This is a genomic window from Curtobacterium sp. MR_MD2014 (assembly GCF_000772085.1).
In the GTDB taxonomy this organism is placed as follows: domain Bacteria; phylum Actinomycetota; class Actinomycetes; order Actinomycetales; family Microbacteriaceae; genus Curtobacterium.
On record NZ_CP009755.1, the window covers coordinates 1,304,123 to 1,323,108 of the forward strand.

Sequence of the window (18,986 nt, forward strand, 5' to 3'; positions counted from 1 at the left end):
AGTAGCTGTCCTGCACGGTACGCATCAGCAGGAGTTGCTTCCGCTTACGCTTCTCGAACTCCACACTGAACCCATGACCGACCTCCAGGCACGCGACGCCGAAGCCGCACCGACCCCGCACGACGACCTGGCGGACCAGTCCGTCGCCCTCGTCCGCCAGTGGTTGGCCGAGGCCGAGACCTACCCGGTCGACGGCTCGGCGAAGCAGCTCGCAGGCGTCCTCGCCGACCCGGCCGGGCTCGACTTCGCGGTCGGGTTCGTCGACGGCGTCGTCCGGCCCGAGGACCTCGGGGTGGCCGCCCGGAAGCTCCGGCAGATCGCGCCCGGTGCGCCGGGGTTCCTGCCCGCCGCGCTCCGCGGGCTCGTCCGGCTCGGCGGTGGCATGGCCCCGGTGCTGCCCGGTGTCGTCGTCCCGATCGCGCGGCGGGTGCTCCGCGAGATGGTCGGACACCTCATCGTCGACGCGACCGACGCCAAGCTGGGGCCGGCGATCGCGAAGATCAAGCGCGACGGCGTCCGACTGAACGTGAACCTGCTCGGCGAGGCGGTGCTCGGTGAGAAGGAGGCCTCGCGCCGGCTCCAGGGCACGCAGCGGCTCCTCGCCCGTGACGACGTCGACTACGTCTCGATCAAGGTCTCGTCGACCGTGCACCCGCACTCGCCGTGGGCGTTCGACCACGCCGTCGAGGACATCATCGCGAAGCTCCGCCCGCTCTTCCGTCGCGCCGTGCAGAGCTCGCCGCGCAAGTTCATCAACCTCGACATGGAGGAGTACAAGGACCTCGACCTGACGATCGCGGTCTTCACGAAGCTCCTCGACGAGCCGGAGTTCACCGACCTCGAAGCCGGCATCGTGCTCCAGGCGTACCTGCCGGACGCGCTCGCCGCGATGCAGCACCTGCAGGAGTGGTCGGCCGCTCGTCGTGCCCGCGGCGGTGCCGACATCAAGGTCCGCCTCGTCAAGGGCGCGAACCTGCCGATGGAGCAGGTCGAGGCCTCGGTGCACGGGTGGCCGCTCGCCACCTGGCACACGAAGCAGGACTCGGACAGCAACTACAAGCGCGTGCTCGACTGGGCCCTCACGCCCGAGCGCATCGCGAACGTGCGCGTCGGCGTCGCCGGGCACAACCTGTTCGACGTCGCGCACGCCTGGCTGCTCGCCGGGGAGCGCGGCGTCCGTGACGGCATCGAGTTCGAGATGCTGCTCGGCATGGCGCAGGGGCAGGCCGAGGCGGTCCGTCGCACGGTCGGCTCGCTGCTGCTCTACACGCCGGTCGTCCACCCGGGCGAGTTCGACGTGGCGATCGCCTACCTGATCCGACGGCTCGAGGAAGGCGCGTCGCAGGAGAACTTCATGTCGGCAGTCTTCTCGCTGGCGTCGTCGCCCGCGCTCTTCGCCCGCGAGGAAGCACGGTTCCGCGACTCCCTGGCCCCGCTCTCGCAGCCCGGCGGCCTGGACGCCCCGGCGCCGCACCGCGTCGGCGACCGGTACGCGGCGGTCGAGCGGCCCCGCCCCGGTCACTTCGAGAACACGCCGGACAGCGACCCGTCGGTCGCGACGGTCCGCGAGTGGGGTGCGGCGATCACGTCGCGCGTCGCCACGTCGACGCTCGGGGAACGCGCCGTCCAGGAGGCCCGGCTCACCTCCGCCGAGCAGCTCGAGACCGTCCTGGGTCGCGTCCGCGCCGCCGGGACCGAGTGGGGCTCGTGGTCCGGTGCTGCGCGCGGCGCGGTGCTCCACGCCGTCGGCGACGCGCTGGAGGCGAACCGCGCCGCCCTCGTCGAGGTCATGGCGGCCGAGGCCGGCAAGACGATCGACCAGGCCGACGTCGAGGTGTCCGAGGCGATCGACTTCGCGCACTTCTACGGCGAGCTCGCCGCGCAGCTCGACGACGTCGACGGCGCGTCCTTCTCGCCGGCCGCGCTGACGCTGGTCACGCCGCCGTGGAACTTTCCCGTCGCGATCCCGGCCGGCTCGACCCTGGCGGCCCTCGCTGCCGGGTCGGCCGTCGTGCTGAAGCCCGCGCCCCCGGCCGAGCGCTGCGGTGCCGTGCTGGCGACGGTCATCGAGACCGCGCTCGACGCCCACGGCGTCCCGGCCGACGTGCTCGCCTTCGTCCAGGTGGCCGAGGACGACCTCGGCAAGCAGCTCGTCGCCGCTCCCCAGGTCGACCGGGTGATCCTCACCGGCGCGTACGAGACGGCCGAGCTGTTCCGGTCGTTCCGTCCCGACCTGCCGCTGCTCGCGGAGACGTCGGGCAAGAACGCGATCATCGTCACCCCGTCCGCCGACCTCGACCTCGCGGTCAAGGACGTCGTCGCCTCCGCCTTCGGGCACGCCGGGCAGAAGTGCTCCGCCGCCTCGCTCGTCGTGCTCGTCGGGTCCGTCGCGTCGTCGCGCCGCTTCCGCTCGCAGCTCCTCGACGCCGTGTCCTCGCTCACCGTCGGGTACCCGACCGACCCGACGACGCAGATTGGGCCGATCATCGAGCCCGCCGCCGGCAAGCTGCTCGAGGGCCTGACGACGCTCGGCTCGGGGGAGTCGTGGGCGGTCGCACCGAAGCGCCTCGACGACACCGGCAAGCTGTGGAGCCCCGGTGTCCGCGACGGCGTCCGGCGTGGTTCGGCGTTCCACCGCACCGAGTACTTCGGCCCGATCCTCGGCATCATGACCGCGAAGACCCTCGACGAGGCGATCGACATCGTGAACGAGGTCGACTACGGCCTGACCTCGGGACTGCACTCGCTCGACGCGTCCGAGATCGGCACGTGGCTCGACCGGATCGAGGCGGGCAACCTCTACGTCAACCGCGGGATCACCGGTGCCATCGTGCGGCGGCAGCCCTTCGGCGGGTGGAAGAAGTCCGCCGTCGGAGCCGGCACCAAGGCGGGCGGGCTGAACTACCTGCTCGGGCTCGGTTCGTGGTCGCCGGCACCGGCGTCGGCCGGTGGGGCGACGTCCGCCCCCGTGCGCTCGTTCCTCCGCGCAGCCGGGGTCACGTCGGAGTCGCTCGAGCGGGCCGCCGCGTCCGACGAGCAGGCCTGGTCGTCGCTCTTCGGTGCAGCGGTCGACGTCTCGGCGCTCTCGGCCGAGCGGAACATCGCGCGGTACCTGCCGTACCCCGGAGTCCATGTCCGCCTGGCGTCGGCGGAGGAGCCCGCGGTCGCCGACCTCGTCCGTGTCGTGGCCGCGGCGGTCCGCGCCGGGACGACGATCGACGTCTCGTCGGTGGCCGCGCTGCCGTCGGTCGTCGCATCGGCCGTCCGCGCCCTCCCGAACGTCCGGTCCGTCGCCGAGGGGCAGTCCGACGAGGCCTTCGCGAAGCGCATCGAGCGTGGCGAGTCCACCCGCGTGCGGCTCGTCGGCGGCGACACCGCGGCGCTGACGACCGCGATCGGTGGCCGTCCGGACGTCGCCGTGTACGAGGAGCCCGTGACCGAGGCCGGGCGGATCGAGCTGCTCCCGTTCCTCCGCGAGCAGGCGGTGTCGATCACGGCGCACCGCTTCGGCACGCCGAACCACCTCACCGACGCGCTGATCTGACCGGCGTCGGGCGGCTCGACCGGGCCGCCCGACGCGCGGGCGGCCGGAGTCGGACCACGGAAGCGACATCGAACCAGCACCGGGCGCTGGTTCGATGTCGCGTTCGTGGTTCGATCCGTGAGGCGGTCCGTGCGCCTTCCGGACCGTCAGACGTGCGGGGGACGGTGCGCCGTACCGTCCGGCAGTCGCGCTGCGTACCGTCGATCGCATGTGCGAGTCCGTCCAGTGCCAGGTGTGCGGCAAGACCTCGTGGACCGGCTGCGGCGACCACGTGCGCGACGTCTTCCGAGGCGTCCGACGTCGAGATCGCTGCACGGGCCACGGGCTCCCTCGGCACGTCCTCGACGCCGCGGGCTTCCGGTGAGGACGGCCGACGGCGGCATCGTCGATCCGCAGGGGTTCGCGCACGTCCGGTTGACCGTGACGGACATCCGACGAAGCAAGGCGTTCTACGCACAGCTGTTCGGCACGGCCCCCGGGAGCGACTTCAGCGACGAGATCGACGACCCCACGATCCACGACGACCCCTGGCGGACGTACGGCGGGTGCTCCTTCACGTTCCACGGGCAGACGCTCGGGCTCCGACCGGTCGCTCCCGCGGGGGACCGCTTCGACCCCGATCGGGTGGGCCTCGACCACCTCAGCCTCCGGGTCCGGTCCGTGGACGACCTCCACCGCGCCGTCGAACGGCTCGACGCGGCGGGCATCGTGCACGGTGCGGTCACGGACCTCGAACCGTTCGGGCTCGTCGTCCTGTCGCTGCAGGACCCGGACGACATCAACCTCGAGCTCGCGGCGCCGCGACCGTCGGACGCCTGACCGACCGGGTGCGCCGGGCTGGCCGGTAGCCGCACGCTGCCCGGTGTCGCTCAGCCCTCCGGCGTTGGCTCGGGTGCATGAGCGAACAGATCGTCAAGCCCCTCGGCCTCGCCCACGTGCGGGTCACCGTAACCGACATCCACCGCAGCAAGGCCTTCTACGAGCAGCTGCTCGGTACGGCACCGGCGATGGACTTCAGCGAGCACGCCGACAAGCCCGGCATCACCGAGGACCGTGAGCGGCTCTACGGCGGCGCGATCTTCCCGGTCGGCGACCAGCTCTTCGGGCTGCGTCCGGTCGCGCCGAGCGGACAGCGCTTCGACCCGGACACCGTCGGCCTCGACCACGTGAGCTTCGTCGTGGGTTCCGTCGACGAACTGCACGCTGCTGCCGAACGCCTCGACGCCGCCGGCATCGAGCACGGCGAGGTCACCGACCTCGGGGACGCCGGCATGGTCATCCTCTCGGTGCAGGACCCGGACGACATCAACCTGGAGCTCGCCGCCCAGAAGTGACCGGACGGCGACGGGCCCCGGCCGTCACGGGCGGAGGATGTACGCGAACGTCGTCCTCGCCCGGACGGGATCGGGGTCGTCGCCGGAGATCAGGTCCGCGTAGGTGAACGACTCCGACACGCGGACCAGCAGCCGTGCGAGCTCCTCAGCGGACAGCGGTGCCGGGTCGAACGCCCCGGCCTCCTGTTCCGTCGCGATGACGGAGGTCACGACGGCGACGAACCGGCGCTGCACGTCGCTGTCGGTCGTCGTGAGCAGGCGCAGGGCGCGGCTCGGTTCGCGGGTCAGGAAGGCGCGGAAGTACGGCGCGCGGATGAGGTCTGCCGTGAAGTGGTCGAGCACGTCGACGATCCGCGCCGCGCCGGACGGGGCCGCCGCCCGCCCCGCGGCGTCCAACGTCGGTACGGCGAGCGACCACAGGATCTCCGAGAGCAACTGGTCGCGGTTGCCGACCCACCGGAACAGCGAGGTGCGGTCGACACCGAGCGACGACGCGAGCGAGCCCATGTCGATGCGCGCTCCGTCGATGAACGCACGTCGCGCCGACCGGAACGCGCGCTGGGAGTCGCCGTGGGCCTCCAGTCTGGCCGCGAGCGCGCTCGGGACGAGCGTCGACCCGAGCGTGCCGAGTGGTTCGTTCCTCACCGTTCCCCCTGAGTGCCGATGCCGGTCTTGCAACGTTTTCGAGAATGATGCATCGTTGGTGTCATGTCAACGTCGATCACCGACACGCCTCTGCTCGAGTCCGACTTCTACCGGTTCCAGGAGGGGCTCACGGCCCGTGAGCGGGAGTCGCTCGGGCAGCTGCGTGCGTACCTCGAGGCCGAGGTCCGTCCGATCGCTGACCAGTACTGGGCCCGTGCGGAGTTCCCGGTGCAGACCATCGCGCCGCTCGCCGAGCTCGGCATGTACGGCCCGGGCATCCCGCTGGTGCGGCACTTCGAGAACTCGGCCGTGTACCGCGGTTGGGCGGCGCTCGAACTCGGTCGGATCGACGCCGGCGTCTCCACGTTCATCGGGGTGCAGTCCGGCCTCGCGATGAACTCGATCGCCGTCGGCGGCAGCGACGAGCAGCAGCAGGAGTGGCTGCCGCGGATGGCTCGCGGCGAGGTCGTCGGCGCGTTCGGGCTCACCGAGCCGCTGTCGGGCAGTGACTCGGCGCGCGGGCTCCGCACCACGGCGCGGCGCGAGGGCGACACCTGGGTGCTGGACGGCGAGAAGCGGTGGATCGGCAACGCGACCTTCGCGGACGTCGTCGTGATCTGGGCGAAGGACGTCGCCGACCAGCAGGTCAAGGGCTTCCTCGTCACCACGGACACGCCGGGCTTCACCGCCACCAAGATCGAGGACAAGATCGCGCTGCGCACCGTGCAGAACGCCGACATCGTGCTCGACGGCGTCCGGGTGCCCGAGTCGCGCCGACTCCAGCGCGCGGACTCGTTCCGCACCACGGCGGCGGTGCTCCGTCTCACCCGTACGGAGGTCGCCTGGCAGGCCGTCGGCATCGCGATCGGTGCCTACGAGGCAGCGCTCGCCTACGCCCGCGAGCGCGTGCAGTTCGGCAAGCCGATCGCCGCGCACCAGATGGTGCAGGACCTGCTCGTGCGGTCCCTGATGAACATCACCGCGTCGATCGCGCTGTGCACGCAGGCCTCGGCGATGCAGGACCAGGGGATCGGCGGCGACGAGCACTCCGCGATGGCGAAGGCGTTCGCGACGGCGAAGATGCGCGAGACCGTCGGCTGGTGCCGCGAGGTCCAGGGCGGCAACGGCATCGTGCTCGACAAGGGCGTCGCGCGGTTCTTCTCCGACGCCGAGGCGATCTACTCGTACGAGGGGACGCGCGAGGTGAACACGCTCATCGTGGGCCGGGCGATCACGGGCGAGGCCGCCTTCGTCTGACGGCTGCCGCCCGTCCTCGCGACGTTGCACGCGTCGATCGACGCGTGCAACGTCGGAGCATGCGACCGCACCCGGTGCGCATGCATCGTGCGACACCGCACCCGTCGATCGACGGGTGTGATGTCGTGTCCGGCGCGCTCGAGACCTGACGGGCGACCGCGCCGGCGACCGTCGACGGCTAAACCCAGAACGCCGCGATCGCCTCCGCCGCCGCCTCGCCCTGCCGACGACCCTCGGTCGCCGAGGGCGCCTGCGTCGACAGTGACAACGAGTTCTCGCCGAACGCGTGCTGCGCCGCGCTGTCCGCCACGATCGTCTCGACCGAGCTGCCGCCGGCCCGCAGGGACTCCACCGCCAGGTCGAGCCACGGCCCGAGCGGCGACGGTCCCTCCGGCCCGCACGCGACGACGAGCACGCGCTCGTACCCGGCGGCGACGTCCGCGTTGGTGGCCGAGCGGAGGCCACCGTCGTAGTGCGGGACGCCGTCGATGTGCACGGGGGACCACACGAACGGCACAGAGCAGCTCGCGGCCACGGCGCGGGGGAGCGGCACGCCCGACTCCGCGGTCAGCACCCGGAACGCCCCGTCGAGGGCGTCGATCGTCGTCAGCGCGAGCCGCTTCGCCGGCCAGTCGGTCGACGGCAGCGTCTCGGCGAAGGTCGCGGTGCGCTCGTCGTCGGACTGCCCGGTGACGACCTGCTGCGCCACGGCACCGAGCCGCGCACGGGCGTCCTGCTCCGAGGTCGCGCCCGCGAGCACCTGCAGCAGGCGGTCCTGGAAGTCCTCGCCGGCGATCCGCTCCGGCTCGACGTAGGTGCTCGGCAGCGGCGCGTGCTGCTGCTCGTACGCCTGGGCCACGGCGCCGGCGCGGACGAACGACCCGACGACGCTGCCGGCGCTCGTCCCGACGACGAGGTCCGCTGCATCGAGGTCGACCCCGGCGTCCTGCAGGGCGGAGAGGACCCCGACCTCCCACGCGATGCCGGCGACGCCGCCACCCCCGAGGACGAGTGCTCTGGTTCCGGGCGCGGGCGTCGAGACGTCGGTCATGGGTCCTGCTTACCAGGTCACGTCGACGAACCGGGGACGTGACAGACGGGAGGCGCGTGGCGATCCAGCCACGCGCCTCCCGTCCGGTGTTGCACGCGTTCCGTCAGGCTGCCCCGTGGCTGGCGCGGCTGCGCCGCGACAGCGAGTCGATGATGACGGCGAGCAGCAGCACGGCGCCGGTGATCATGTAGCGGATCGACGAGTCGAGGCTGAGCAGGGTCAGGCCGTTCGAGATCGACTGGATGACGACGATGCCGAGGAGCGCCGACCACGCACTCCCTCGACCTCCGAACAGGCTCGTCCCGCCGATGACCGCGGCCGCGATCGCGTTGAGGTTCGTGTCGCCGGCGCCCGAGGACAGGCTCGCGGAGTTGAGCCGCGCCGCGGCCAGGATGCCGCCGATCGTGGCGAAGAGCGAGGTGAGGACGAACACCGAGATGTAGATGCGGTTCACCCGGATGCCGGAGCGTCGGGCTGCCTCGACGTTGCCACCGACCGCGTAGACCGACCGACCCCACCGTGTGCGCTTGAGGAGGAAGTTCATGAGCACGACGAGGACGACGAAGAACACGAACGAGGTGCCGGTGCCGAAGTCGCGCGACAGGTACCAGACCATGACCGAGAGGCCGACGAACAGCAGCACCGACTTCGTGATCGTCAGCGAGATCGCACCCGTCGAGAGCCCGGCCTTCCGGCGGCGGGCGGCTCGGCGGACCTCGGTGACGAAGAGCCCGCCTCCAGCCACGGCCGCGAGCAGGTACGCGAGCCACGGCGGCAGGTAGGACGCCGAGGCGAACTGCACGATCGGGTCGGTGTAGGGCAGGTTGATCGACCCGTTCGGCCCGAGGATGAGCAGCTGCAGGCCGAGGAAGCCGAGCAGGCCGGCGAGGGTGATCACGAAGCTCGGGACGCCGAACCGGGTGAAGAGCAGCCCGTACAGCAGGCCCGCCGCCGCGCCGACCGCGAGCGCGACCAGGAGCACGAGCCAGAGCGGCCACCCGAGTGACGTGAGTCCCTGCCCGAGGATCGCGGCGGCCAGACCACTGACACTGCCGACCGAGAGGTCGATCTCACCGAGGAGCAGCACGAGGACGATGCCGATGGCGATGGTGCCGACCGCGGCGCACTGCAGCGCGAGGTTGACGAGGTTGCCCGGGGACAGGAAGTCGGGGGAGAGCGCCTGGAACACCGCCCAGATGACCACGAGTCCGACGACCACCGGCAGCGAGCCGATGTCGCCGCCACGGACCCGGCGCGCGAACGCCCTGGCGGCGCCGCCGAGCCCCTGGTCGCGGAGGAGTCGTTCGTCCTGCAGGTCCGCCGCTGACGCCGTCGGCGTCGCCGCGGTGAGGGTCTCGTCGGTCTTGCTCATGCTGTCGTCTCCTGCTCGGTCCGGGCAGCCGCGCGACGCGTGACGGCGTTGTCGGTGGCCCCGGTGATGGCGGCGATGATCTCCTCGTAGGAGACGTCGTCGATGCGGAAGGTCCCGTTGTTCCGACCGAGGCGCAGGACCGCGACACGGTCGGCCACGGCCTGCACGTCCGCGAGGTTGTGGCTGATGAGGACCACCCCGAGGCCCCGCTCGCGCAGCCGCTCGACGAGGTTGAGGACCTCGGCAGTCTGTGCGACGCCGAGAGCGGCGGTGGGCTCGTCGAGGATCACGACCTGTGGGTCACCGATCAGGGAGCGGGCGATCGCGACGGTCTGGCGCTGACCACCGGAGAGCGACGCGATCGGGATCCGGACCGAGGGGATCCGAGCGGCGAGCTGCTGCAGGAGCTCCCACGAGCGACGCTCCATCTCCTCCTCGTCGAGGAACGGGTGCACGATCTCGCGCCCGAGGTACAGGTTCGACACGACGTCGAGGTTGTCGGCGAGGGCGAGGTCCTGGAAGACGGTCGCGATGCCGAGGTCCTGTGCGGCGGCCGGGTTCGGCACGGTGACCTCGTCACCGCCGAACGTGATGGTGCCGCCGTCGGGTGTGTACACCCCGGCGAGGATCTTCACGAACGTGGACTTGCCGGCGCCGTTGTCGCCGACGATCGCGACCACCTCGCCCGGGTACACGTCGAAGTCGATGTCGCTCAGGGCCTGGACGGCGCCGAACCGCTTCGTGATGCCGCGGAGGGACATCACCGGCTCGGCGGAGGGGTGTGGTGCGGGTGCCTCGTTGCTCACGGGAGCGTCCTCTCCGAGGTGGGGCCCGCCCGGTCCTGCGGGACCGGGCGGGCGGGTGGGTCGGTGCGGGTCCGGGCTGCCCCGGCTTCGGGGACGTCCCGGACCCGCGTCGGGACTACTGGATGCCGGCGCTGGAGCAGGCCGAGGCGTACTGCGCGGTGCAGATCTGGTCGACCTTGTACAGGCCGTCCTTCACGACGGTGTCCTGCACGTTCTCCGTCGTCACCGCGACGGGCTCGAGCAGGGTCGACTGCACGCTCGCGCCGCCGGCGGTCTGCACCGTCGTCTCGCCCTTCGGGTCCTCGCCCTTGGCGAACTGGATCGCCAGGTCGGCGGCCTTCGAGGCCTCGGGCTTGAACGCCTTGTAGACCGTCATGTACTGCTCACCAGCGAGGATGCGCTGGATGCCCGCGAGGCTGGCGTCCTGTCCGGTCACCGGCGGGAGCGTCTTCGCGCCGGCCGCCTTGAGGGCTGCGATGACACCGCCGCCGGTGTCGTCGTTCGCCGCGTAGACCCCGGCGATCTCGTCGGTGCCCAGCTTGCTGATCTGTCCGGCGGCCCAGTCCTGTGCCTTGGCCGGGTCCCATCCGGGGGTGTCGTACTCGGCGAGGACCTTGTACCCGCTCTTGTCGATGACCGAGTGCGCGCCCTTCTTGAACTGCGAGGCGTTGTTGTCGGTCGGGGAGCCGTTGACCATGATGATCCCCGATCCGGCCGGCACGTCCTTCGCCTTGAGCGCGTCGACGAGCGCCTGACCCTGCAGCTCGCCGACCTTCTCGTTGTCGAACGAGATGTAGTAGCTCAGGTCGGGGCTGTTGATCAGTCGGTCGTACGAGATGACCGGCACCTTCTTGGCCTTGGCCTGCTGCACGATCGAGGCGGCGGCCTCGCCGTCGAAGGGGTCGAGGACGAGGACCTTGACGCCCTGGGTGAGCATCGACTGCGCCTGCTGGAGCTGCTTCGACGCGTCGCCGTCGGCGTTCGCGTAGACGACAGAGCAGTCGGGGCACTGCTGCTTCACCTCGGCGGTGAAGAGCGGGCGGTCGGCGCTGGCGTAGCGGGCGGTGACGGAGTCGGGCAGGAGCAGGCCGATCTTCGCGTTCGACGCGTCCCCACCGCCTCCTCCGGAGCCGTTGTTCGCGTCCGCTCCGTTCGAGCAACCGGCGAGTGTGGTGATCGCGAGCAGCAGGGCGCCGACGCCCAGCACGGCGCGTGTGGTGGCTTTCTTCATTGAAACGTCCTCCAACAGGTGGACCGCCCACGGTGGCGGTGTGCTGAGTGTGGCAGCGGACGTCCTTGGCTGCAAGACTTGAACACAAGGGATGCACGGGTGATACCGAGATCGTTATCTGAGCCGGGTGGTCCGGTCACGGACCGGTGCCCGGGTCAGCGTGCCTGCGTGACGTCCACCGACTCGATCGCCAACGCGAGCGCCCCGGTGACGGCCGCGCGTTCGCCGAGCTGCCCCTGCACGACGTCCGGGGTGCCGTCGACGTCGACGATGAGCGACGACTCGAGGGCGTGCCGCATCGGCCCGAGCAGCAGCTCGCCGGCGCGGGCGAACTCCCCGGTGACGACGACGCGCTCCGGGTCGAGCAGGTTGCACAGGCCGACCGCGGCGGTGCCGATCGTCCGCCCGGCGTCGGCGATCGCCCGGATGCAGGTGTCGTCACCCGCCATCGCGCGCAGGACGAGGTCCGCGAGCTTCAGCGTGCCGACCTCGTCGCGGATGCCCGCCAGGACCGCGGGGCCGCCCGCGACCGCTTCGAGGCAGCCACGGTTCCCGCACCGGCACACGGGCCCGTGCGGCGCGACGGGCGTGTGTCCGAACTCGCCCGCGACGCCGTGGTGTCCGCGGAAGAGCCGCCCGTCGAGCAGCAGTCCGGCCCCGATGCCGTTCCCCACGTCGAGTGTCACGACGGTGCTGCGCCCGCGGGCGGCTCCGCTGCGGTGCTCGGCGAGGGCTGCGAGGTTCGCTGAGTTGTCGACCTGGACGGGCTTGTCGAGTCGCCGCGCGAGCGACGTCCCGAGCGGAACGCCGTCCCACCCGCGCAGGATCCCGCCCCGCGCGGTCATCCCGGTCCGGCGGTCGATCGGTGCGGCGACGGCGAGTCCGACCGCGAGCACCTCGTCCATCGACGACTCGATCGACTCGACCATGTCCATCACGAGGAGGGCGGTCTTGTCGAGCTCCGCGTCGGCTCGGTGGTCGCGGGCGAGGGGCATGTGCCGCTCGGCCAGCACCGTCGCGTTCAGGTCCGACAGGGCGACCCGGAGGTGCCGCGGTGACACGTGCACGCCGGCGACCAGGCCGAGGCCGTGCGGGAGCGTCACCCGGAGCGCCCGACGGCCGCTCGACGTGCTCGGCGTGGCGTGCAGGGCCCCGGTGGCGACGAGTTCCTTGACGATGTTCGAGACGGTCGCGGGCGAGAGACCGGTCACCCCGGCCAGCTCGACCTGGGTCAGGCCGCCGTGGCGCTTCACTGCAGCGATGACCCGGCCCCGATTGGCTTCACGCAGTGAAGTCTGGTTCCCGGGACTGCGGCGTTGCTCTGGCACGGGGACAGCGTAACGGGCTGCCGGTAAGCGACCCGGCGGGGTGCCCTGCACCGAGACGGACGGGAGGCGCGTGGCGACACCGCCACGCGCCTCCCGTCCGTCGGTCGGTCAGCGCCGACCGTGCGACGGTCCTACTCGGACGCGACGTCGATCAGGACCTTGCCGACCGCGTCGCCCTCGACGGCGTCGTGCGCGGCCGCGGTGTCCTCGAGCGCGAAGCGCGTCAGGGGGAGGCCGGCGTCCTCGCCGACGGGCAGGACGTCGGCGCGCAGCGCGGCGGTGACGTCCTCGGCGGCGGCAGCCAGGGCTCGGTCGCCGATCGTGTACAGCAGCAGGAACTGGTAGCGCGCGTTGACCGACATGTTCGGACGGATCGGCAGCGTCGCGTCGTCGCCACCGTTGTTCGCGTAGATCGACACGACGCCGTGGTTCGCCAGGACGTCGGCGACGAGCTGAGCGTTCTGCGGGATCGAGACCTCCACGACGATGTCGACGCCGTCCGGGGCGATCTCGCGGATGCGCGCGGCGGCGTCCTCGTCGCGGTAGTTCACGGTGTGGTGCGCGCCGGCGGCGGTCGCCAGGGCAGCCTTCTCGTCGGAGCTGATCGTGCTGATCACGGTCGCGCCGGCCCACCGGGCGAGCTGGATCGCGGCGTGCCCCACCGCCCCGGCGCCACCGGCGACCAGGACCGTGCGGCCCTCGAGCGCACCGGGGCTCAGGCGGCCCGGACCGTCCTCGTGGGTGGTGAGTGCGCGGTGGGCGGTCATCGCCGGGACACCGAGCGAGGCACCGACGTCGAAGCTCGTGCCCTCGGGCAGCACGACCGCGCGCGCTGCCGGGACGACCGTGTACTCCTGTGCGGTGCCGGTGGGACGGCTGGCGGCTGCCATGTACAGCCACACGCGGTCGCCCTCGTGCAGGGTCTCGACGCCCTCGCCGACGGCGTCGACCACGCCGGCGCCGTCCTGGTTCGGGGTGATCTCGGGGAAGGGCAGGCCGTCGCCGTAGGTACCGCCGGCGCGGGCCTTCCAGTCGGTGGGGTTCACACCGGAGACGACCACGCGGACGCGGACCTCGCCGGGGCCGGGCTGGGGGACCTCCCGCTCGACCAGGTCGAGGACGCTGCTGTCACCGGGCTTCGTGTAGACGATCGATCGCATGTGTCCAGGCAACCACCGCCGGTTCCCGAGTCTTCCTGCGGACGGTCAGCGGCGGTCGGCCGCGCGTGTCCGCGGCGCCGCGTGACGCCGCACCGGTGCCGTGCGGGTCCCGGTGCTGCGCGGTACAGCGCCACACGGCGACGCGCTCAGCGCCCGTCGTACACGTCGCGCGAGTCCTGCACGTCCGCCATGTGCGACGTCGCCCAGTCCTCGAGCGGCGCCAGCACCGCGCGCAGCGAGCGACCCCGCTCGGTGAGCTCGTACTCCACCCGCGGCGGGATCTCGGGGAAGACCGTGCGTGTCACCAGTCCGTCCCGCTCGAGCGCGCGCAGCGTCTGCGTGAGCATCTTCTGCGACACCCCCTGCACCCGGTTCGCGACGGCGGAGTAGCGCTGCGGTCCGTCGACGAGCGACCCGATCACCAGCACGCTCCACCGGTCGCCGATGCGGTCGAGCAGCTGCCGCGAGGGGCAGTCCGCCGCGTAGGGGCTGTACTCGAGTGCTGACATCCCGACCTCCGTTACGCACTGTGAGGTGCCTACTTCCCAGAAGAGAGTAACGCGAGTACCGTCGGTCGCACCAGTCACGGAAGGACTCTCATGACCAACATCGTCGTCTTCGGCGGCACCGGGTACGCCGGCTCCGCCATCGTCCGCGAGGCCCTGTCCCGCGGTCTCGCCGTCACCGCCGTCGCCCGCGACACCTCCAAGCTCGACGCCGCCGAGGGGCTCACCCTCGCGCAGGGCGACGCCTTCGACCCGTCGTTCGTGGCGGACGTCACGAAGGACGCCGACGTCGTCGTGGTCTCGCTGCACGCGGTCCAGGCGGACGGCAGTGAGTTGAAGGACAAGTTCCAGCACTTCGTCGACGCGGCGGCTGCTGCCGGCGCCCGGCTCGGCATCGTCGGTGGTGCGGGTTCGCTGCTCGTCGCCGAGGGCGGTCCGGCGCTCTACGAGACCGCCGAGTTCCCCGACGCCTTCAAGGGCGAGGCGAAGAGCCACGGTGAGATCCTCGACCGCCTGCGCTCTGGTGGGTACACCGGCGACGTCGACTGGTTCTACGTGAGCCCGGCCGCGGCCTTCGGCGGGTACAACCCCGGCGAGCGTCGGGGCACCTACCGCACCACGGACGACCTGCTCCTCACCGACGCCGAGGGCAACTCGGACATCTCCGGTGCGGACTACGCGATCGCGATCGTCGACGAGATCGAGCACCCGGCGCACCACCGCGCGCGGTTCGGCGTCGCGTACTGACGCGAGGACCTGGCTCGACCCGCTGACGGACGGGAGGCACGGTGCGGGCTCGCACCGTGCCTCCCGTCCGTCGCGTGGTGCGGTGCGCTCCCGCACAACGGAACACACGTCGCGCCAAGTGTTTCCGTGGCGCGACGTGCTTTCGGTTGTGCCGCGCCCCCGCGTGATCCGTCGCCGGACGGGAGGCGCGGGGCAGGGTGGCACCGTGCCTCCCGTCCGTCGCGTGGTGCGGCGTGCTCCTGCACAACGGAACGCACGTCGCGCCGTGTGTTCCCGTGGCGCGACGTGCCTTCGGTTGTGCTCCAGCGCCGCGCGCCGCGACCCCGCAGCCGCGCCGCGCGCCCCGCGCCGCGTGCGCTACCGCGCCTCGATCGCGGGCAGCGGCACGTGGTGCCGCATCCGCACCGCCAGGTGCAGCCCGCCCCGCCGTGCGAGCACGACGCCGGCGACGACCGCCGCCACCGCGGGGACGCCCCCGGCGACCACCATGCCGACGTGCGCGCCGAAGTGGTCGACGACCTGCCCCATGACCGGCCCGCCCACGGCCTGGCCGCCGAGCAGCACGAGCACGTAGAGCGACATCACCCGGCCTCGGATCGCGACGTTCGACGACAGCTGCACGAGCGAGTTCGACGCCGTCATGAACAGCAGTTGTGACATCCCGACCGCGACGAGCGCCACGGTGAACGGCGCGATCACCGGGATCGAGCCGCTCACGACGAGCAGCACGCCCGTCCAGAACACCCCGCCGACGATCGTCCGCAGCCGCACGGTCGCGCGCCTGGTCGAGAGCAGCGCCCCGGCCAGGGCTCCGACCGCGACCGCGGAGTTGAACACCCCGTAGCCGCCCGCGCCCACGTCGTAGACCTCGGACGCGAAGGCCGAGAGCAGCACCGGCATCGTCAGGGCGAACACCGAGAAGAACGCCATGAGCACGACCGGCACCAGGATCGTCGGCTTCCGGACGGCGTAGCGCAGGCCCTCGACGAGCTGTCCCTTGGCGCGCGGCATCGGCGGGGTCCGGTGGAGCTCCGAGGTCCGGAGGAACCCGAGCGTCACGACCACGGCGACGCAGGCGATCGCGTTCACCCCGAACGACCACCCCGCCCCGACGGCGACGAGCAGCGCTCCGGACAGCGCGGGCCCGATCATCCCGCCGAGCTGGAACACGCTCGAGTTGACGCTGATCGCGTTCCGCAGGTGCTGGTGCCCGACGATCTCGGTGACGAAGACCTGCCGCGCGGGGTTGTCGATGACGGTGACCATCCCGACCAGGAACGCGATGACCCAGATGTGCCACGCCTCGACCACGCCGGTGAGGGTCAGGACGGCGAGCAGTGCGGAGAGCACCGCGAAGGCGCCCTGGGTGAGCATCATGAGCGCGCGCTTCGAGAACCGGTCGACGAGCACCCCGCCCCAGAGCCCGAAGAACAGCATCGGCGCGAACTGGCACGCGACGGTGATGCCGACCTGCGCGACGGAGCCGGTGAGCTGCAGGACGAGCCAGTCCTGCGCGATCCGCTGCATCCAGCCCGCGGTCATCGCCACGAGGTTGGTCGCGGTGAACAGCCGGAAGTTGGGGACCGACAGGGCGATGAGGGTGTGCCGCCACGGTGGACGCTCGGCCTGGATCGGGAGTGGTTCGGTGGGTGGAGGGAGGGTCGTCGATGACGCACTCACGGTGGTGGGGCTCCGGATCGTCGGGGGTGGAGTCGGTACCCGTTCGAAACTACGTGGCGCGGGCCCATTCGACACCTCTATGGTGGCTATCACTCCATTGCGATGTCGAATGGCGGCGGCCCGTCCGTCGGAGGAGGTCACGTGCTCGACCCGGTGCTGCTCCGCACGTTCCTCGCCGTCGCAGAGACCGGCAGCTTCACGCTCGCCGGGCAGCGCCTCGGCATCAGCCAGCCGACCGTCTCGCAGCACGTGCGTCGGCTCGAGACCGCGGTGGCGCGGACCCTCGTGGCCCGGGACACCCGCGGGGTGGCGCTCACCGACAACGGCGACGCGATGGCCGGGTTCGCCCGCTCGATCCTCGCCGCGCACGCGACCGCCGACGCCTACTTCTCCGGGGCCGCGACCCGCGGCCGGCTCCGCTTCGGTGCGGCGGACGACCTCGCGATCACCCAGCTGCCGCGCATCCTGCGGGACTTCCGCCGGCTGCACCCGCAGGTGAACCTCGAGCTGACGGTGAACCAGTCCGCGCCGCTCCTCCGCCGGGTGCACGCGGGTCAGCTCGACCTCGTGTTCATCAAGCAGACCGCGGGGGAGTCCGCCGAGGGCACCCGCGTCGCGACCGACCAGATGGTGTGGATGGCGCAGGACGGCATCGCGCTCGAAGCCGACGAGCCCGTCCCGCTGATCGCGTACCAGGCGCCGAGCATCAGCCGGCAGATGGCGATCGACGCCCTCGAGTCCGCCGGGCGCACCTGGCGGATCACCTGCAACACCCGTGACGTGAACGGCGTGCTCGCGGCGGTCCGGGCGGGCATCGGGGTCGCGGTGTTCCCGCACTCGCTGATCCCGGCCGACCTCGTGAAGGTGTCGCAGCGGCTCTCGCTGCCCGACCTGCCCGCCGTCGACTACGTGCTCATCGCGAACCCGACCGTGCAGCGCGAGCCGATCGACGCCCTGACGAGCGCGATCCTGTCCCGCGGGGTCGTCCGCGCCGTCTGAGCGCTACGGCGCGAGGGTCGGCGTCGTCCCCGTGCCGGTGAGGTCGGGCAGCGTCACGCCGGCGGGTGCCAGCAGCGCCGCGGCGACCGCCCAGAGGAGCACGAGCGTGCCGACACCGCCGAGCACCGCCCCGAGGAGCGCCACCGGTCGCTGCCACGTCGCCGCGGGGGTCCGGAGGGCCGTCACCGACAGTGCGAGGGCGAGCACCCCGAGGACCAGTCCGGTCGCGTGCACCGTCGCCGGCGCCGTGAACCACGAGGCGGCGAGGGCGAGGGCGGCGACACCGGTCACGGCGCCGAGCACGGCTGCCGGGGTCGCCCCGATCGCGGTGCGGCTGCGGTCGCGGGACGTCCGACGGTCGGCCTGGAGGCCCTGCTCACCGGCGTCGTGCCCGCCCACCTCGGCCTCGGTGCCGGTGCGAGCCGCGGCCGGTCCCGACCGGCGACCCCGCCGGTAGGGCGCGGACACACCGCCGGTGACCGGGGCACCGGCTGCCGACGGCCCGGCCGCCGCCGTGGGTGCGGCAGCCGCTGCCGTGGGCACGGCGGCCGCCGGCGTCGACGCGGCGGCGGGTCCGCCCGGGAAGACCGACGGTGCCTGGACGGTGGGCGCGGCGGGCGCTGCGATGACGGCGTCGAAGCCGGACGGCACGGGGTCGACGACGGTCGGCCGCGGTGCCTGCTGCCGGGCGAAGCGCGCCGGCGTGCGGTACCCGATCGGTCCGGAGGGCTCGGGTTCCGCGCCCTCGACCAGGACGTGCTCGAGTCCGGGGACCGAGAAGCGGGGCTGTCCGACGACGGGGGCGGCGGGAGCGGGGGGCTGCACCGGTGCCGGGGCGTGGGCGCTGTGCGTCGGGTCGACCGGCGGAGTGAGGGGGCCGCCCGACTCGGCGGCGTCGACGGGGGACACCGGCAGGGGTGCGGTGTCGAACGGCGGCACCTGCACCGTGGGCGAGGTCGGGGCCGGCGGGAGCAGGTGCTCCTGCGGCGGGTAGTCGGGCACGACGACGTCGACGGCGGGCAGCGCGTCGGTCGGGTCCTGCGGCAGCGTCGGACCTGCCGCACCCGGCATCCCGGGGGTGACCACGGGGACGGCCGCGACCGCGTCGAGGACGGGTGCCTGCGGGGCGGGGGCGAGTGGTGCCTCCCGGCCGACGGCGGTGTCCTCGGGGGGTGCGACGACCCACGCAGGGACCGCTCGACGCGGCCGGTCTCGGTCCGGCATGCGGTGCGACGCCACTCGTGCTCCCTCGCTCTTCTGATCCATCGTCATTTCTATCCGCGTGCATGGACCGCTGCGCAGCCCCAGTTCCGGGGTCGCGCAGTC

General features: G+C 72.2%; 16 protein-coding genes. 6 read left to right on the forward strand and 10 right to left on the reverse strand.

What is annotated here, in order from left to right; all coding sequences use genetic code 11:
- Positions 1 to 73: 73 nt before the first annotated feature.
- From NI26_RS06030 to NI26_RS06040, 3 genes are all read left to right on the forward strand, one after another.
- Entirely contained in the window at positions 74 to 3,544 is a 3,471-nt protein-coding gene (locus NI26_RS06030) for a proline dehydrogenase family protein (protein ID WP_066653632.1), read from the forward strand.
- A 360-nt stretch (positions 3,545 to 3,904) separates the two neighbouring features.
- Positions 3,905 to 4,363 (forward strand): VOC family protein, encoded by a 459-nt coding sequence (locus NI26_RS06035; RefSeq protein WP_235426541.1) that lies wholly within the window; start codon positions 3,905 to 3,907, stop codon positions 4,361 to 4,363.
- Positions 4,364 to 4,440: 77 nt separating this feature from the next.
- The gene (locus NI26_RS06040) at positions 4,441 to 4,878 is read left to right on the forward strand and encodes a VOC family protein (RefSeq protein ID WP_066653636.1); all 438 of its coding nucleotides are present in this window, start codon (positions 4,441 to 4,443) and stop codon (positions 4,876 to 4,878) included.
- A 24-nt stretch (positions 4,879 to 4,902) separates the two neighbouring features.
- Here the strand turns inward: NI26_RS06040 and NI26_RS06045 are convergent, their stop codons facing one another.
- Positions 4,903 to 5,523 (reverse strand): QsdR family transcriptional regulator, encoded by a 621-nt coding sequence (locus NI26_RS06045; RefSeq protein ID WP_066653639.1) that lies wholly within the window; start codon positions 5,521 to 5,523, stop codon positions 4,903 to 4,905.
- Positions 5,524 to 5,586: 63 nt separating this feature from the next.
- On the opposite strand from NI26_RS06045, the gene NI26_RS06050 reads away from it, so the two are divergent.
- Positions 5,587 to 6,780 (forward strand): acyl-CoA dehydrogenase family protein, encoded by a 1,194-nt coding sequence (locus NI26_RS06050; RefSeq protein WP_066653643.1) that lies wholly within the window; start codon positions 5,587 to 5,589, stop codon positions 6,778 to 6,780.
- A 178-nt stretch (positions 6,781 to 6,958) separates the two neighbouring features.
- Here NI26_RS06050 and NI26_RS06055 read toward each other — a convergent pair whose 3' ends face one another.
- The 7 genes from NI26_RS06055 to NI26_RS06085 form a co-directional block, all read right to left on the reverse strand.
- Positions 6,959 to 7,831: a patatin-like phospholipase family protein gene (locus NI26_RS06055; RefSeq protein ID WP_066653645.1), complete on the reverse strand. Its 873-nt coding sequence runs from the start codon at positions 7,829 to 7,831 to the stop codon at positions 6,959 to 6,961.
- Between the two features lie 103 nt (positions 7,832 to 7,934).
- Positions 7,935 to 9,203 (reverse strand): sugar ABC transporter permease, encoded by a 1,269-nt coding sequence (locus tag NI26_RS06060; protein WP_066653646.1) that lies wholly within the window; start codon positions 9,201 to 9,203, stop codon positions 7,935 to 7,937.
- Entirely contained in the window at positions 9,200 to 9,964 is a 765-nt protein-coding gene (locus tag NI26_RS06065; RefSeq protein WP_066658013.1) for an ATP-binding cassette domain-containing protein, read from the reverse strand. The genes NI26_RS06060 and NI26_RS06065 overlap by 4 nt, the downstream gene beginning before the upstream one ends.
- 160 nt (positions 9,965 to 10,124) lie before the next feature.
- Positions 10,125 to 11,240 (reverse strand): sugar ABC transporter substrate-binding protein, encoded by a 1,116-nt coding sequence (locus NI26_RS06070; protein ID WP_066653647.1) that lies wholly within the window; start codon positions 11,238 to 11,240, stop codon positions 10,125 to 10,127.
- A gap of 155 nt (positions 11,241 to 11,395) precedes the next feature.
- Positions 11,396 to 12,493 carry an ROK family transcriptional regulator gene (locus NI26_RS06075; RefSeq protein ID WP_235426544.1) on the reverse strand — a complete coding sequence of 366 codons (1,098 nt, stop codon included), beginning with the start codon at positions 12,491 to 12,493 and terminating at the stop codon, positions 11,396 to 11,398.
- A gap of 206 nt (positions 12,494 to 12,699) precedes the next feature.
- Positions 12,700 to 13,728 (reverse strand): NADPH:quinone reductase, encoded by a 1,029-nt coding sequence (locus NI26_RS06080; protein ID WP_066653649.1) that lies wholly within the window; start codon positions 13,726 to 13,728, stop codon positions 12,700 to 12,702.
- A gap of 146 nt (positions 13,729 to 13,874) precedes the next feature.
- Positions 13,875 to 14,237 (reverse strand): winged helix-turn-helix transcriptional regulator, encoded by a 363-nt coding sequence (locus tag NI26_RS06085; protein ID WP_066653651.1) that lies wholly within the window; start codon positions 14,235 to 14,237, stop codon positions 13,875 to 13,877.
- Between the two features lie 90 nt (positions 14,238 to 14,327).
- Between NI26_RS06085 and NI26_RS06090 the strand changes: the two genes are divergently transcribed.
- Positions 14,328 to 14,981 (forward strand): NAD(P)-dependent oxidoreductase, encoded by a 654-nt coding sequence (locus NI26_RS06090; RefSeq protein WP_066653653.1) that lies wholly within the window; start codon positions 14,328 to 14,330, stop codon positions 14,979 to 14,981.
- Positions 14,982 to 15,338: 357 nt separating this feature from the next.
- Here the strand turns inward: NI26_RS06090 and NI26_RS06095 are convergent, their stop codons facing one another.
- Positions 15,339 to 16,661, reverse strand: coding sequence for an MFS transporter (locus NI26_RS06095; protein WP_066653656.1), 1,323 nt, complete (start codon positions 16,659 to 16,661; stop codon positions 15,339 to 15,341).
- A 141-nt stretch (positions 16,662 to 16,802) separates the two neighbouring features.
- Between NI26_RS06095 and NI26_RS06100 the strand changes: the two genes are divergently transcribed.
- Positions 16,803 to 17,660 carry a LysR substrate-binding domain-containing protein gene (locus NI26_RS06100; RefSeq protein WP_066653658.1) on the forward strand — a complete coding sequence of 286 codons (858 nt, stop codon included), beginning with the start codon at positions 16,803 to 16,805 and terminating at the stop codon, positions 17,658 to 17,660.
- Positions 17,661 to 17,663: 3 nt separating this feature from the next.
- Here NI26_RS06100 and NI26_RS16475 read toward each other — a convergent pair whose 3' ends face one another.
- The gene (locus NI26_RS16475; RefSeq protein ID WP_144411279.1) at positions 17,664 to 18,926 is read right to left on the reverse strand and encodes a hypothetical protein; all 1,263 of its coding nucleotides are present in this window, start codon (positions 18,924 to 18,926) and stop codon (positions 17,664 to 17,666) included.
- Positions 18,927 to 18,986 lie beyond the last annotated feature (60 nt).

Excerpts from the sequence above, each read along its gene's own strand:
- NI26_RS06030 (WP_066653632.1), top strand. The coding sequence starts at position 74 with ATGACCGACCTCCAGGCACGCGACGCCGAAGCCGCACCGACCCCGCAC.
- NI26_RS06040 (WP_066653636.1), top strand. The coding sequence starts at position 4,441 with ATGAGCGAACAGATCGTCAAGCCCCTCGGCCTCGCCCACGTGCGGGTC.
- NI26_RS06050 (WP_066653643.1), top strand. The coding sequence starts at position 5,587 with ATGTCAACGTCGATCACCGACACGCCTCTGCTCGAGTCCGACTTCTAC.
- NI26_RS06055 (WP_066653645.1), bottom strand. The coding sequence starts at position 7,831 with ATGACCGACGTCTCGACGCCCGCGCCCGGAACCAGAGCACTCGTCCTC.
- NI26_RS06060 (WP_066653646.1), bottom strand. The coding sequence starts at position 9,203 with ATGAGCAAGACCGACGAGACCCTCACCGCGGCGACGCCGACGGCGTCA.
- NI26_RS06065 (WP_066658013.1), bottom strand. The coding sequence starts at position 9,964 with ATGTCCCTCCGCGGCATCACGAAGCGGTTCGGCGCCGTCCAGGCCCTG.
- NI26_RS06070 (WP_066653647.1), bottom strand. The coding sequence starts at position 11,240 with ATGAAGAAAGCCACCACACGCGCCGTGCTGGGCGTCGGCGCCCTGCTG.
- NI26_RS06080 (WP_066653649.1), bottom strand. The coding sequence starts at position 13,728 with ATGCGATCGATCGTCTACACGAAGCCCGGTGACAGCAGCGTCCTCGAC.
- NI26_RS06085 (WP_066653651.1), bottom strand. The coding sequence starts at position 14,237 with ATGTCAGCACTCGAGTACAGCCCCTACGCGGCGGACTGCCCCTCGCGG.
- NI26_RS06090 (WP_066653653.1), top strand. The coding sequence starts at position 14,328 with ATGACCAACATCGTCGTCTTCGGCGGCACCGGGTACGCCGGCTCCGCC.
- NI26_RS16475 (WP_144411279.1), bottom strand. The coding sequence starts at position 18,926 with ATGGATCAGAAGAGCGAGGGAGCACGAGTGGCGTCGCACCGCATGCCG.